At 71.8% G+C, this 13486-nt stretch carries 13 protein-coding genes; 11 read left to right on the top strand and 2 right to left on the bottom strand.

Annotated elements, in window-relative coordinates; all coding sequences use genetic code 11:
* Window positions 1–36: 36 nt before the first annotated feature.
* Both DOO78_RS06555 and DOO78_RS06550 read left to right on the top strand, forming a co-directional pair.
* Window positions 37–1317, top strand: a complete 1281-nt coding sequence (locus DOO78_RS06555) for a hypothetical protein (RefSeq protein ID WP_111468931.1) — start codon at window positions 37–39, stop codon at window positions 1315–1317.
* Window positions 1318–1570: 253 nt separating this feature from the next.
* On the top strand, window positions 1571–2587 hold the full coding sequence (locus DOO78_RS06550) for a glycosyltransferase family 2 protein (RefSeq protein ID WP_165838755.1): 1017 nt from the start codon (window positions 1571–1573) through the stop codon (window positions 2585–2587).
* 34 nt (window positions 2588–2621) lie between these two features.
* On the opposite strand, the gene DOO78_RS06545 is transcribed toward DOO78_RS06550, so the two are convergent.
* Window positions 2622–4397 carry a hypothetical protein gene (locus tag DOO78_RS06545; protein WP_111468930.1) on the bottom strand — a complete coding sequence of 592 codons (1776 nt, stop codon included), beginning with the start codon at window positions 4395–4397 and terminating at the stop codon, window positions 2622–2624.
* Between the two features lie 84 nt (window positions 4398–4481).
* The gene (locus DOO78_RS06540) at window positions 4482–5294 is read right to left on the bottom strand and encodes a DUF2189 domain-containing protein (protein ID WP_165838754.1); all 813 of its coding nucleotides are present in this window, start codon (window positions 5292–5294) and stop codon (window positions 4482–4484) included.
* A 165-nt stretch (window positions 5295–5459) separates the two neighbouring features.
* Between DOO78_RS06540 and ccoN the strand changes: the two genes are divergently transcribed.
* From ccoN to DOO78_RS06495, 9 genes are read left to right on the top strand one after another with little or no spacing between them, the layout of a single operon-like run.
* A complete protein-coding gene (ccoN, locus tag DOO78_RS06535) occupies window positions 5460–6944 on the top strand; it encodes a cytochrome-c oxidase, cbb3-type subunit I (protein WP_111468928.1) in 1485 nt (494 codons plus the stop codon).
* Between the two features lie 14 nt (window positions 6945–6958).
* A complete protein-coding gene (gene ccoO, locus DOO78_RS06530; protein WP_111468927.1) occupies window positions 6959–7693 on the top strand; it encodes a cytochrome-c oxidase, cbb3-type subunit II in 735 nt (244 codons plus the stop codon).
* An 11-nt stretch (window positions 7694–7704) separates the two neighbouring features.
* Window positions 7705–7878 carry a cbb3-type cytochrome oxidase subunit 3 gene (locus DOO78_RS06525; RefSeq protein WP_111468926.1) on the top strand — a complete coding sequence of 58 codons (174 nt, stop codon included), beginning with the start codon at window positions 7705–7707 and terminating at the stop codon, window positions 7876–7878.
* Between the two features lie 2 nt (window positions 7879–7880).
* The gene (gene ccoP, locus DOO78_RS06520) at window positions 7881–8750 is read left to right on the top strand and encodes a cytochrome-c oxidase, cbb3-type subunit III (protein WP_111468925.1); all 870 of its coding nucleotides are present in this window, start codon (window positions 7881–7883) and stop codon (window positions 8748–8750) included.
* Window positions 8751–8771: 21 nt separating this feature from the next.
* Window positions 8772–10274 (top strand): cytochrome c oxidase accessory protein CcoG, encoded by a 1503-nt coding sequence (ccoG, locus tag DOO78_RS06515; RefSeq protein ID WP_243634429.1) that lies wholly within the window; start codon window positions 8772–8774, stop codon window positions 10272–10274.
* Window positions 10271–10741, top strand: a complete 471-nt coding sequence (locus DOO78_RS06510; protein WP_111468923.1) for a FixH family protein — start codon at window positions 10271–10273, stop codon at window positions 10739–10741. Before ccoG ends, DOO78_RS06510 begins: the two co-directional genes overlap by 4 nt.
* Window positions 10738–13122 carry a heavy metal translocating P-type ATPase gene (locus DOO78_RS06505; protein WP_243634428.1) on the top strand — a complete coding sequence of 795 codons (2385 nt, stop codon included), beginning with the start codon at window positions 10738–10740 and terminating at the stop codon, window positions 13120–13122. Before DOO78_RS06510 ends, DOO78_RS06505 begins: the two co-directional genes overlap by 4 nt.
* Complete coding sequence (gene ccoS, locus DOO78_RS06500) at window positions 13110–13271, top strand: cbb3-type cytochrome oxidase assembly protein CcoS (RefSeq protein WP_111468921.1); 162 nt, start codon at window positions 13110–13112, stop codon at window positions 13269–13271. Before DOO78_RS06505 ends, ccoS begins: the two co-directional genes overlap by 13 nt.
* Window positions 13268–13453 carry a hypothetical protein gene (locus DOO78_RS06495; protein ID WP_111468920.1) on the top strand — a complete coding sequence of 62 codons (186 nt, stop codon included), beginning with the start codon at window positions 13268–13270 and terminating at the stop codon, window positions 13451–13453. Before ccoS ends, DOO78_RS06495 begins: the two co-directional genes overlap by 4 nt.
* Window positions 13454–13486 lie beyond the last annotated feature (33 nt).

The raw sequence follows: 13486 nt of genomic DNA, 5'->3' as shown, positions 1-13486 counted from the left end.
TCGTTTCATGGGATCGTCTCATGGAACGATCAAGTCATGGTACGTTCGTTACTCGTCTCCGGCCTGCTGCCGGCGAGCCTGACCGAGGGCAGCGGACCGCTGGATTGGGCGGGGACGCTGTCCCTCGCCGGCGATCTCGACGGGTTGGTGGCGGTCGAGGTCACCGGGCCGGATGCCCTGGCATTCAGCGCCAGCCTGCTCACCGGCCTCAACGCCGTCTGGATCGCGCCGGCGGCGGCGGTGGATTTCGAGGCGCTGCTCGCCGCCGGGCGCGACCCGGTGCTCAGCTTCGGCCTGCGCTTCACCTATGACGACGGCTCGGTGCTGGACGACCCGACGCCGCGCAGCGTCACGGTGCTCGATAGCGACGACACGCCGCCGACCGGCCTCGCCTTCGCCGAGGGCGGCCGGGTGGCGGCCGGGGCGATCGGCGCCGCGATCGGCACCCTGGCGGTGAGCGACCCCGACAGCACCGGGCCCTTCTCCTTCTCCTTCCCCGCGGACGAGGCCTGGCGCTTCGAGGTGGCGGGCAACGCGCTGCGGCTGAGACCCGGCATCAGCCTCGGCCTCGACGACATGCCGCAGCGCCCGCTCATCATCGAGGTCTCGGACGGCCACCAATCCGCCGCCTTCACGCTGCAGATCCGGGTGACCGACCCGGCGATGCAGGGCGCCGAGCTGCAACCGGGGGAAAGCCGGGCCGGCTTCTCCTATGCCGCCTCCGACACGGCGATCGCCCTGCGGGAGAGCCGGACGGTCGCCGCGATCGAGCAGCCGGTGCCGGGCGAGCCGCAGCTCACCCTCGCCGAGGGTCCGCAGCTCGTCCTGCCCGGCGCGACCCGCCTGCAATTCCTCGATGGGCACCAGGATATCGGTGCCGCCTCGTCCGGCCTGCAGGCGGCATCCCTCGTCCAGGCGCTGACCGGGCACGCGGCCGATGCGACGCTGCTGGCGGCGCTGGTGACGCAGGCGGAGGCGGGCCGGCCCTGGGTGGAGGTCATCGCCGGCCTGCCGGGCCTCGCCGCGCTGCCGGCCGCCGATGCGGAGGCGATCGCCGCCCTGTACCACAACACGATCGGCCGGGCGCCGGCCGCGTCGGAGCTCGGCGAGGAATTGGCGCGCCTCGCCGCCGGCGAGAGCCGCGCCCAGCTCGTGGTGGACCTGGCGCTGGGCGAGGAGGCGCTGGCGCACCAGCCGGCGGCCGGCGTCTGGGTCGCCGACGGCCTCGGCGCCGATGCCGGCTGGCGGGGCGGCACGGGCGGCCTCGGCGGCACGGTCTCGGCCGCGGCGGCGAGCGATGCCCCCTGGCTGCTGTAGACGCCTCGACCAGGAGCCGGTTCGCGACCGAGCGGTAGAAGACGGCGCAGGACAATGGAAGAAAAACCGGCGCCGCCGGCGATCATGACAGAATTAAAATGAGTTACACTTAAGACAAAGCAATGTATCGGCTTGATACGGGTGGTCGGTCCGCCGCGCCAGTCTTCGTCCAGTATTGACAAAGCGTGTAGGCTCTCTATGGGTCGTGAGCAAGCTATCGGTTTGCAATCGTTGCGATCAATGGGAAGCTGCGATGAACGTCCCACTCAGCCTGCAAAACGCCCGGCCGTCGCTGCAGACCCTCGCCGCCGATTCCGCGCCATCCCTCTCGATCGTGGTCCCGCTCTATAACGAGGTCGAGGTCATCGAGGAATTCCACCGCCGCCTCGTTGCGGTGATGGATGCGACCGGCCGCCGCTGGGAGGTGGTCTATGTCGATGACGGATCGCGCGACGGCAGCGCGGCCCTCCTGCAGGCCTTGCAGCAGCGCGCGCCCAACGCCGCGGTCGTCAGTCTGTCCCGCAATTTCGGCAAGGAGGCCGCGATGACGGCCGGGCTGGATCACGCCCAGGCCACCGACGCGGTCATGGTCATCGATATCGACCTGCAGGACCCGCCGGAGGTGATCCCCGACCTCATCGCCGGCTGGCAGCGCGGCTTCGACGTGGTCTATGCCCAGCGCCGGTCGCGCGCCGGGGAGGGCTGGCTGAAGAAGGCGACCGCGCATGGCTTCTATCGCGTCATGGCGCGGATCGGCGGGCCGGTGCAGCTGCCTCCGGATGTCGGCGACTTCCGGCTGATGAGCCGCCGTGCGGTGGATGCGCTGCTGCGGCTGCGGGAGCGGCACCGCTTCATGAAGGGGCTCTTCGCCTGGGTCGGCTTCCCCTCGCTCGCCGTGCCCTATGACCGCGCGGCGCGGGCGGCCGGCAGGACGAAGTGGAACTACGCCCGGCTGCTCGATCTCTCCATCGAGGGCATCACCTCCTTCACCACCGTGCCGCTGCGCATGGCGACCTGGCTCGGCCTGGTGACGGCGCTCATCGCCCTGGCCTATGGCGCGCGCGTGGTGCTCATGGCCCTGTTCTACGGCGATCCGGTCCCCGGCTATCCCAGCCTGATGACGGTGGTGCTCCTGCTCGGCAGCGTGCAGCTCATGACGCTCGGCGTCATCGGCGAGTATCTCGGCCGCATCTTCAATGAGGCGAAGCAGCGGCCGCTCTACATCGTCAGCGAGCACCGGCCGAGCGGACTGTCGGACGCCCCGGCCTGATACCGAGCCCAGGAAGGCTTCACTTTCCTGCCCCTCAGGCGCCGGGCGATGCCATGGCATCCCGGCCGGGCGAGCGGCGCGGCCCGGCGCCGATCGCCAGCGCCGCGCCGGCGATGATGGCGAAGCCGACGACCAGGCGAACCCAGAACAGGAGGGCGATCCGGCCCTCATCGACCAGGAAGCGCCCGGCCCCGTCCAGGGGGCCGAAGACGAGGTCGTCGCCGCACCGCCCGGCCGGCAGCAGCGGCCGGTCGTCGAGGCGGTACGAGACGAAGCGGAGCGGGCCGCGGGGCATGGCCAGGATGGGGCCATGGACCACGACGCCGCCGCGCGCCGCGGCATAGCTCACCGGCTCCGGCGGCGCCGCGCCGATGGCCGGGCAGGTCTCCGGCAGGGCGGCGTAGTTCGGATAGAACTCGGAGAAGCCGAAGCCCAGGTGAAAGGCCGGGGTGTTGTAGCTCGGGTAATCGGTGCGATAGGCCTGGTCCGGCGCGAAGGCCAGGATGAGCGCCGCCTTGTGGCCGCCGAGAAGGGCGACCATCACCACGAGATTGGCCGCGGTGGCGCAGCAGAGCAGGCGGAAGGTCCGCCGCGGGATGTCGCGCCACCCCAGCAGCAGCGCCCCGAAGCCGAGCAGGGCGGCAAGCGACATCATCCGCCAGATGAACTGCCCGCGTTCGAGGAAGGGCAGGCTGAGCGTCAGCGGGCGCAGGATCTCGAGCTGCATCGCGATCGAGGCGGCGAAGGCGAGGCCGAGCATCGCCCCGCGCCAGCCGGTCGCGCGCCGGTGCCGCACCACCTGCACCAGCAGGGCGAGCAGCGCGAGGAGGAACCAGGGGCCGAGATTGTGGTGGTCGACGGGGTGCAGCATCCCGCGCCAGGAGAAGAAGGAGTCGCGGAACTGGAAGGGGGTGGCCGCCGCGCCGCCGATGGCCGGCTCCCACAGCACCTGCGGCGCCCAAAAGGGGGAGGAGAGCGCCAGCGCCCCGATGGTGGGCAGGACGAGGCGGCGGAGCAGCGCCAGCGGCGGCCGGTCGGACAGGCCCAGGCCGAGCAGGATGGTGGCGAGGAAGGCCTGCGGGAAGACGATCGGGTGGCTCGCCATCTGGGCCGCGAGGATGCAGGCGAGGCGCCAGCGGCCGCCCTCGCGCAGCAGCAGGACCGCCCAGGGCACGAGACAGAGCACGACGATCTCGGCGAAGGCCGAGCGCACCGCCCAGATCCCGGCGATGTAGGCGCAGCCGAGGAAGAGGCTGGCGGCGAGGAAGCTTGGCTCGCGCGCCGCCGCGGCATCGGCGGCGCGGGCCTGCGCCAGCGTCAGCCGGTAGAGGCCGAGGGCGAAGAGGCAGAAATAGGCCGCCAGGCTGAGGCGATAGGCGAACATCGCCGGCAGCCCCGCGAGATCCAGCAGGATGGGCAGCACATAGGGGAGCGGGCTGTAGAAGACGAAGACCGGCAGGCCCTCGCCCGAGACCGGGTCGACGAGCATCAGGCCCGGCATGCCCTCGCGGAGCTGCCCGGCGAAGGCGGCGACGCGGTGGATGTGGATCTGCACATCCTCGAGCCCGCCCGTCATGAGGCAGAAGGCGAGCACCAGCCCGGCCATGCCGGCGAAGGCGGCCACCGCGCGGCCGCGCAGGCTGCGCTCGCAGATGAGCAGCGCCAGGCCGCCCGCGACGCCGAGGAAGATCGCCAGGGAGGCGATCCGGCTGGCATCGGAGGCATGCTCGAGCCAGCCGTCGCGGACGCCGAAGACGCTCGCATAAACTCTCTGGAGAAGTGCGAAGGGTGCCTCTAAGGCGTGCGGCATCGTATTCCAGGGATCGCGGACAGCGGGGGGTTTAGGCCCCCCGGCCAGCCGGGCGCAAACCGCCGGGCTTCGCGGCGCCGCCGCTCAGGCGAGGCCGGCGGGCCGCTCCGCCGCCGCGGGCACGACCAGGGCGCGGTAGGCGTGCCAGCTCGCATGGCCGATCAACGGGAAGACCAATACCAGGCCGAGATAGAAGGGCACCAGCGCGAGGCCGGTGAAGACCACGATCAGGGCCGCCCAGAGCAGCATCGGCCGCCAGTTCTCGATCACCGCCTGGATGCTGACGGTGACCGCCTCGAGGGCGGAGACCTCGCGGTCCACCAGCATCGGCACCGAGACCGCCGCGGCGGCGAAGCTCGCCGTGGCGAGGACGAAGCCGAAGCCGGTGCCGATGACGAGGAAGGGAAGCAACTGATCCGATTGCAACAGGCTGAAGGGCAGGGATTTCAGGTCCGGCACCCCCCGCGGCCCGAAGAACAGCATGAAGAGCAGGCCGGCGATGCGCACCCAGAAGAGGTGGATCACCAGCAGCACCATCCCGAGGAAGGCGAGTTGCGAGCCGTTGCGGCGGAAGGGGCCGAGGATGTCCGCGAGCGTCGCCCGGCGGCCCGTCTCGCGCAGCCGGCTCGCCTCGTAGAGGCCGGCGGCGAGCAGCGGCCCGACCAGGAAGAAGCCGGAGCTGGCGGGCAGGATGGCCCAGAGCACGCCGGCCTCGAAGAGCAACAGCGAGAGCAGCCAGCCGGCGAGGCAGACGGCGCCGCCATAGGCCAGATCCAGCGCCCGCAGGGCGAGGAGGTCCTGCCAGCCCGCCGTCAGCCAGTGCCAGGGGGCGTCGGTGGCGACCTGGCGGATCCGGACCGCGGAATGATTGGCAAGGGGCAGCGTATCGATCGTCACTTGCATCCATCCCTTGGTTGCGGCGAGATATATCACCGTATCGGTTTCTGGCCCAGGACGGCTTGATCTTCATCAAGGACCAAGCGGCAGGAAAAGCGCGATGTGCCTGTGCGCGCGGTCCGACGGAGCGAGTCCGTCCGGCCGACCTCAGGGGAGTTCCGCTTCATGGCCGTCGCGGCCCATGCCGATCCCACCGCCGGTGACGCGCCGGCGGGGGAGTTCACCATTATCGAGGCGCCGCTGCGCGCTTTCGCCGTCGCCACCATCTTCTGGGGCGTGGTCGGCTTCCTCATGGGGGTCGTCATCGCCTCGCAGCTCACCTGGCCGCTGCTCAACCTCGACCTCGAATGGACGACCTTCGGGCGCCTGCGGCCGGTGCACACCTCGGCGGTCATCTTCGCCTTCGGCGGCAACGCGCTGCTCTGCACCTCCCTCTACGTGGTGCAGCGGACCTGCCGGGCACGGCTGTTCGGCGGCGAGGACATGGGCTGGTTCCTGTTCTGGGGCTACCAGTTCTTCATCGTCGCCGCGGCGCTCGGCTACGTGCTGGGCGTCACCCAGTCGAAGGAATATGCCGAGCCCGAATGGTACGTCGATCTCTGGCTGACGGTGGTCTGGGTCGCCTACCTGGTGGCCTTCGGCGGCACCATCCTGCGCCGGCAGGAGCCGCATATCTACGTGGCGAACTGGTTCTACCTCGCCTTCATCATCACCATCGCCATGCTGCACATCGTCAACAACCTGGCGCTGCCGGTCGGCGGCGGCACGGGCAAGTCCTACGTCGTCTGGACCGGCGTGCAGGACGCGATGATCCAGTGGTGGTACGGCCACAACGCGGTGGGCTTCTTCCTGACCGCCGGCTTCCTCGGCATGATGTACTACTTCATCCCGAAGCAGGCGGACCGGCCGGTCTATTCCTACCGGCTCTCGATCATCCATTTCTGGTCGCTGATCTTCCTCTACATCTGGGCCGGCCCGCACCACCTGCACTACACGGCGCTGCCGGACTGGACGCAGACCCTCGGCATGGTCTTCTCGGTCATGCTCTGGATGCCCTCCTGGGGCGGCATGATCAACGGGCTGATGACCCTCTCGGGCGCCTGGGACAAGCTGCGCACCAACCCGGCGCTGCGCTTCTCGGTCACCGCGGTCGGCTTCTACGCCATGGCGACCTTCGAGGGGCCTGTGATGTCGATCAAGGCGGTCAACAGCCTGTCGCACTACACCGACTGGACCATCGGCCACGTGCATTCCGGCGCGCTCGGCTGGAACGGCTTCATCACCTTCGGCGCCATGTACTACCTGTTCCCCAAGCTCTGGAAGAAGGCCGGCCTGTACAGCGAGAAGCTCGTCTCCTGGCACTTCTGGCTCGCGACCCTCGGCATCGTCCTCTACATCACCTCGATGTGGGTCAGCGGCATCATGCAGGGGCTGATGTGGCGCGCCTATGACGAGCTCGGCTTCCTCCAGTACAGCTTCGTCGAGACGGTGGCGGCGATGCATCCCTACTACGCGATCCGCATGCTCGGCGGGCTGCTCTACCTCACCGGGGCGCTGCTCATGGCCTACAACCTGTGGATGACCGTGCGCTCCACCGCGCTGGCCGAGACGGCGCCGCAGCCGGCCTTCGCCCCCGCGCCGGCCGAGTGAAGGAGGACCCACCCATGTTCCGCTTCCTCCGTGACCACGGCATCATCGAGCGCAACCTGATCCTGATGGGCGTGCTGACGCTCATCACCGTCTCGATCGGCGGGCTGGTGCAGATCGTGCCTCTCTTCACCATCGAGACGACGATCGAGCGGGTGGAGGGCGTGCGCCCCTACACGCCGCTCGAGCTCGCGGGCCGCGACATCTACGTGCGCGAGGGCTGCTATGTCTGCCACAGCCAGATGGTGCGGCCCTTCCGCGACGAGGCCGAGCGCTACGGCCCCTACAGCCTCGCCGCCGAGAGCATGTACGACCACCCCTTCCAGTGGGGCTCGAAGCGCACCGGGCCCGACCTGGCGCGGCTCGGCGGCAAGTACTCGGATGACTGGCACGCCGCGCATCTGCGCAGCCCGCGCGCCGTGGTGCCCGAGAGCGTGATGCCGCCCTATGCCTTCCTCGACCGGCCGCTTGATATCGGCGCGATCGAGGCCAAGCTGAAGGCGCAGCGGACGCTCGGCACCCCCTACACCGACGAGATGATCGCCAATGCCCGGGCCGACCTGGAGGCGCAGGCCTCGGCGGATGCCGATGCCAGCGGCTTCGCCAGCCGCTACGCCCGGGCCCGGCAGGGCGTCTTCGACGGCAACCCCCGGGAGGTGACGGAGATGGACGCGCTGGTGGCCTATCTGCAGATGCTCGGCACGCTGGTGCAGTTCCGCGACGTCACGCCCGACCAGGTCCGGCAGCAGTAGGAGCCGGTGGCATGACCGTCGAATCCCTGCACTCCCTCCTCTCCACCATCTGGGTGGTGTGGTTCTTCGTCCTCTTCCTCGGGATCCTCGTCTACGTGCTGCGCCCGTCGAAGCGGCGGCATTTCGAGCGCCTGGCCGACATCCCGCTGCGGGACGAGCCTGGCCACGGCCACGGGAACACCTGACGATGCCGACCAAGATCGAGAAGGACAGCGTCACCGGCCGGGAGACCACCGGCCATGAGTGGGACGGGCTGAAGGAGCTGAACACGCCGCTGCCGCGGTGGTGGCTCTACCTCTTCTACGCCACCATCGTCTTCGCCGTGGTGTGGATGATCCTCTACCCGGCCCTCCCGGTCACCGGGCTGCACGGCGTCACCGGCTGGACGGCGCGCGGCGCCATCGGGCCCGAGCTGGAGGCGGAGCGCGCGAAGCAGGAGCCGATGCTGGCCCGGCTGCGCGCCGCGACGCCGGCGGCGATCGCGGCGGACCCCGAGCTGCGCAATTTCGCGCTCGCCGGCGGCCGCATCGCCTTCGCCAACAACTGCGCCGCCTGCCACGGCGCCGGCGGCCAGGGCGCGGCGGGCGGCTTCCCGACGCTCGCCGACGACGACTGGCTCTATGGCGGCAGCTTCGAGGACATCCACTTCACCATCACGCATGGCGTGCGCAACGGCGAGGACCCGGAGGCCCGCGGCATCGCCATGCCGCGCTTCCTCGCCGACGGCATCCTGAAGCCGGACCAGGTGGGCGATGTCACCGACTACGTGCTCTCGCTGAGCGGCCAGGCGGCGGATGCCGCGGCGGCCGGGCGCGGCGAGGCACTCTTCGCCGAGAACTGCGTTGCCTGCCATGGCGAGAAGGGCGAAGGCAACCGCGAGATGGGCGCGCCGCGCCTGTCCGACCAGGTGTGGCTCTACGGCGGCGACAGGGCGAGCGTCCTGCGCAGCGTCAGCTTCGCGCATGCCGGCGTCATGCCGGCCTGGGGCAAGCGGCTGGACCCCGCCATCATCAACATGCTGACCGTCTATGTCCACGCACTGGGCGGCGGCGAGTAGGCAGACGTTATCATGGGCGCGTTGAAGCTACCCGAGCAGACCAGACCGGAGGCGCCCGCCGCCTCCGGCGCAACCCCGGCGGCCCCTCTCTACGCCAAGCGCCAGAAGGTCTACCCGAAGGCGGTGCAGGGGCGGGTCCGCCGGGCGAAGTGGCTGATCCTCGTCCTCTGCCTGCTGCTCTACTACACGGTGCCGCTGATCCGCTGGGATCGCGGCCCGGACATGCCGGACCAGGCGGTGCTGGTCGACATGAATGCCGGCCGGCTCTTCTTCTTCTGGATCGAGATCTGGCCGCAGGAGGTCTACTACCTGACCGGCCTGCTGGTGCTCGGCGCCATCGGCCTCTTCGCCGCGACCAGCCTGTTCGGCCGCGTCTGGTGCGGCTTCACCTGCCCGCAGACGGTCTGGACCGACCTCTTCATGCTGGTCGAGCGGCGGATCCAGGGCGACCGCAACGCCCGGATGCGGCTCGACCTGAAGCCCTGGACCCGGGAATGGGTGGTCAAGAAGGGGCTGACGCACGCGGTCTGGCTCGGCATCGCCGCGGCGACCGGCGGCGCCTGGATCATGTACTTCAACGACGCCCTCGAGATGACGCCGCGCTTCTTCACCGGGCAGGCGAGCCTCGAGGTCTATTTCTTCTTCGGCCTGTTCACCGCGACCACCTACCTGCTGGCCGGCTGGGCCCGCGAGCAGGTCTGCACCTATATGTGCCCCTGGCCGCGCTTCCAGGCGGCGATGCTGGACGAGAACTCCCTCGTCGTCACCTACCGCGCCTGGCGCGGCGAGCCCCGCGGCAAGGCCAAGGCGGAGGGGGTGGGCGACTGCGTCGACTGCCGCGCCTGCGTGCATGTCTGCCCGACCGGCATCGACATCCGCGACGGCCAGCAGATGGAATGCATCGGCTGCGGCCTCTGCATCGATGCCTGCGACGACGTGATGACCCGGCTGCAGCGGCCGCGCGGGCTGATCGCCTTCGAGACGCTGGCCAACCTGGCGGCGAGCGAGGCCGCCGCCGGCGCCCTGCCGCCCGGGCCGCAGCGCCGGGCCTGCGGCATGCAGGTGCGGCGCGTGCCGCGCTTCCTCCGCGCCCGCACCCTGGTCTATGCCGGCGCGCTGGCGCTGGTGGTCGCCGCCATGGGCGGCGCCTGGCTGCTGCGCCAGACCACCTCGCTCGCCGTCATCCGCGACCGGGCGCCGATCTTCGTCCGCCTCTCCGATGGCGGCATCCGCAACGCCTATACGCTGAAGCTCGGCGACAAGACTCCGGGCGTCGAGGCCTACAGCCTGGCGCTGGAGGCGCCGGCCGGCCTGAACCTGATCGTGCTGGACGCCGAGAGCGACCCCGCCGGCGCGCCGGTGCTGACCACGCGGCCGGACGGCATCACCCAGTGGCGCGCCCTCGTCACCGCCCCGGCCGGGCTGCGCCTGCCGGAGAGCGTGCCCGTCACCTTCCGCCTGGTGGATGCCCGCGGCCGCGTCGCGGTCTCCACCAGCAGCGTCTTCCTCGGACCGAAGCCATGAGCGCGCATCTCGCGTCGCCCCGCCGCAGCGGCTGGATCCCCTGGGTCTTCGTCGGCGGCCTGCTGCTCGTGGTCGCGGTGAATGGCGGGCTGATCTACTTCGCCGTCTCCACCTTCACCGGCGTCACCGTCGGCAAGTCCTACGACAAGGGCCGCGCCTACAACCATGTGCTGGAGGAGGCGGCGCGGCAGGACGCGCTCGGCTGGCAGCCGGTGGTCCGCCTCGCCGGGGAGTGGCTGCAGGTCGCCGTCACCGGCCCGGATGGCAGGCCGGTCGCCGGGCGGCTGGAGGGCGTGATGCGCCGGCCGATCGAGGGCACCGAGATCGAGATCGCCCTCGAGCCGGTGGCGCCCGGGCGCTGGCGGGCGCCGGTCGAGCTGCGCCCGGGGCAGTGGGAGGCGCGGCTGCGCCTGACCGCCCCGGATGGCCGTCACCGGGACATCCGCGAGCGGGTGCTGGCGCCGTGACCCTCTCCGCCCTGCAGGGGCCGGAGGCGGCCGGCCGCTGCGCGCATTGTGGCGCGCCGATGGGCGGCGCGCCGGTGGCAGGGGCCGGGGCAGCGCCGGTCGATGGCCGGGCCCGCTTCTGCTGCGCCGGCTGCGAGGGCGCGCATGCGCTGGTCTCCGGCCTCGGCCTCGATGCCTTCTACCGGCGGCGCGAGGCGGCGGATGGCAGCCTGCGCCCGCCCGTCGAGGGGCCGGTGCCGGACATCACGCCGCATGTGCGGGCGGAGCCGCGCGGCGGGCACAGCCTGGAGCTGATGGTCGCCGGCCTCACCTGCGGCGCCTGCGTCTGGCTGGTGGAGCAGGCCCTGGCCGCCGAGCCCGATGTCGCCCGCGCCCGCCTCGCCCTCTCGACCCGCCGGCTCACCCTCGCCTGGGACGGCCCCGCCGCCCGCGCCAACGACTTCGTCGCGCTGCTGGCGCGGCTCGGCTTCCGCACCGCCCCCTGGTCCGCCGCCTGCCTCAGGGCGAGCGAGGATGCCGAGGGGCGGGCGTTGCTGCGCGCCCTCGGCATCGCCGCCTTCGGCGCCATGAACGTGATGATGCTCTCGGTCGCCGTCTGGGTCGGCGGCGACATGGGGGAGGCGACGCGCAACGCCATGCACTGGCTGGCGGCGCTGATCGGCCTGCCGGTGGTGCTCGTTGCCGGGATGCCGATCTACCGCAACGCCCTCGCCGGGCTCAGGGCCGGGCGGCTCACCATGGACATGGCCGTCGCGCTCGGCGTGCTGGCGACCACCGCCATGTCGCTGAGCGAGACGCTGCGCAACGGCCCCTACACCTGGTTCGACGGCGCGACCGCGCTGCTCGCCCTGCTGCTCGCCGGGCGGGTGCTGGACCGCGCCGCGCGCCGCCGCGCCCGGCAGGCGGTGGCCGAGCTGCTGGCGCTGCAGGAGGGCATGGTCACCCGCCTCGATGCCGAGGGCGCGGCCCAGGCGGTGCCGGTCGCCGCGCTGCAGGCCGGGGAGCGGTTGCTGGTCGCGGCCGGGGAGCGGCTGCGGCTGGATGCGGTGCTGGAGGCGGGCGAGGCGCTGCTCGATGCCAGCGCGACCACCGGCGAGAGCCTGCCGCGGAGCTTCGCCGCCGGCGAGGCGCTGCCGGCCGGCGCGGTGAACATGGGCGCGCCCTTCACCGCCCGCGTCACCGCCGCCGCCGCCGATGGCTCCCTCGCCGCCATGGCCCGGCTGCTGGAGCGTGCCGAGCAGGCGAAGTCCCGCTTCGTCGACATCGCCGAGCGGGCGGTGCGCTTCTACGTGCCGGCGGTGCATGCGGTGGCGCTGGCGACCTTCCTCGGCTGGTGGCTCGGCGCCGGCCTGCCCTGGCAGGAGGCGCTGGTGCCGGCCGTCGCGGCGCTGATCGTCACCTGTCCCTGCGGCTTCGCCATCGCCGTGCCGGCGGTGCAGGCGGTCGCGGTCGGGGCGCTGTTCCGCCGCGGCGTGCTGGTCGCCAACGGCACGGCGCTGGAGCGGCTGGCCTCGGCCGATCATGCGGTGCTGGACAAGACCGGCACCCTGACCGAGGGGCGCCCGACCCTGCTGCCCGGCCCCTGGAGCGAGGCGACGCTGCGCGAGGCGGCCAGCCTGGCGCGGGCGAGCCGGCATCCGCTGGCCCGGGCGCTCGCCGCGGCCTGCCCGGAGGCGCCGGCCGCGGCGGGCGTCGAGGAGCTGCCCGGGCAGGGCCTGCGCGCCGCCGATGGCCGGCGCCTCGGCAGCGCCCGCTTCCTCGGCACCGCCGGGCCGGATCGGGGGCTCAGCCTGTGGTACGCCGCGCCGGGGGAAGCGCCGGTCGCCTTCCGCTTCGCCGACCGGCTGCGGCCGGAGGCGTCCGCGGTGGTGCGGGCGCTGGGCGGGCTCGGCCTCGCCACCGAGCTGCTCTCGGGCGATGCCCAACCGGCGGTGGCGAGCATCGCCTCCCGCGCCGGCATCGAGCGCTGGGCCGCCGCGGTCTTGCCGGCCGAGAAGGCGGCGCGGATCGAGGCGCTGCGCGCGGCGGGGCACCGCCCGCTGATGGTCGGCGACGGCATCAACGACGCCGCGGCGCTGGCGCTGGCGCATGTCTCGGCCTGCCCGGGCGACGGCACCGACCTGGCGCAGAGCGCCGCCGACCTGGTCTTGCGCGCCGAGGGGCTCGCCACCCTGCCGGGCGCCATCCGCACCGCCCGCCGGGCACAGCGCCTGGCGCGGCAGAACATCGCCTTCAGCCTCGCCTACAATGTCGTCGCCGTGCCGCTGGCGGTCGCCGGGCTGGTGACGCCGCTGATCGCGGCCCTGGTCATGGCCTCCTCCTCGCTGGTCGTGATCGGCAACTCGCTGCGCGCCGGAAAGGAGGCCGCATGGACGTCCTGATCTTCCTGGTGCCGATCGCCCTCCTCATGGGCGTGCTCGGCCTCGTTGCCTTCCTCTGGAACCTCCGTTCGGGCCAGTACGAGGACCTGGACGGCGCCGCCTCCCGCATCCTGTTCGACGAACCACCCCGCAAGGAGCCCCGCCGATGAGCGCCAGCACCATCTTCTTCCTCGTCCTCTCCGTCCTCATCGCGGTGGCCGGGCTGCTCGCCGCCGGCATGGCGCAGGACTACCTGCATGTCTTCGGCCTCGGGCTCTTCGGCTTCGGCGTGCTGTTCGGCTATTCCTGCGTGAAGCGGCACTACGATGCCCTGGAGGCGGCGCGGCACTGAGGCCGCCCCGCCGAGGCGCCGGGCGGGCTGGCC

Source organism: Roseicella frigidaeris, from assembly GCF_003258945.1.
GTDB classification, from domain to species: Bacteria; Pseudomonadota; Alphaproteobacteria; order Acetobacterales; family Acetobacteraceae; genus Paracraurococcus; species Paracraurococcus frigidaeris.
Note: the sequence above shows the minus strand (reverse complement) of the source record. Positions and strands in the feature narration are given on the sequence as shown.